Origin of the sequence: Halorubrum sp. C191 (assembly GCF_002727095.1) — an archaeon.
Classification (GTDB): Archaea; Halobacteriota; Halobacteria; order Halobacteriales; family Haloferacaceae; genus Halorubrum; species Halorubrum ezzemoulense.
In genome coordinates this window covers 1-623 of the sequence record NZ_NHNZ01000033.1, presented here as the reverse complement: position 1 = coordinate 623, position 623 = coordinate 1, and the positions used below count along the sequence as shown (strand labels likewise).

At 54.1% G+C, this 623-nt stretch carries 1 protein-coding gene; it reads right to left on the bottom strand.

The genetic code is table 11. The features are described from left to right. Positions 1–570: transposase (locus tag Z052_RS02660; protein WP_144049988.1), on the bottom strand; the 570-nt coding region annotated here is incomplete at its 3' end. Between the last annotated feature and the right edge of the window lie 53 nt (positions 571–623).

Sequence of the window (623 nt, the reverse complement as noted above, 5' to 3'; positions counted from 1 at the left end):
CCACTTTTCATGCTCGTTCTCAAGGAGAATTGGGTCGTTTTTGCCGTTTGTGATGTAGTCGACGTTTGTCTGTTGGTCCTCGACCAGCACCTGCTGGTCGATGACCCCGGTCATTCGGTGCGTGTCGGGACAGACTCCGATTGACGAGTGTAGTTTGACTCCTTCAACATCAATATCTTCAGAGCTAATGTCGCCGAGTCCATCTTTCGCCGGATGACGTGGGTAGGTGAGGTATGTGGTGTCGGAGACGACCAGTAGCTCGTCTCCGCCACGCACTCGCGAGTGCTGTGCTTGTTTATGAGCGGAGAGGATCTCGCCAGGGGTCACACGATCATTATCGCAGAATCGGTACGTAGCCTTTGTGGACGGCCAATTCTCACAGGATGCTGGGATGGACTCGGCAGGCGAGCTGCCGAGTTCATCCCCAATCTGTACCAGACGGTCAGTGAGACGTTTATCTCCAAACTCGGCTGATCGAAACTCCGTTCGAATCCACCCAGAGACATCCATGTCACGCAGCTGTCCATCTTCGTCAAGTTCTGGTCGCCAACTCCGTGAACGGTGCCCCATCTTCCGGCATTAGTCCGTCAGCTGCGGCATTAGAACTTATGGGTAAGAGACAG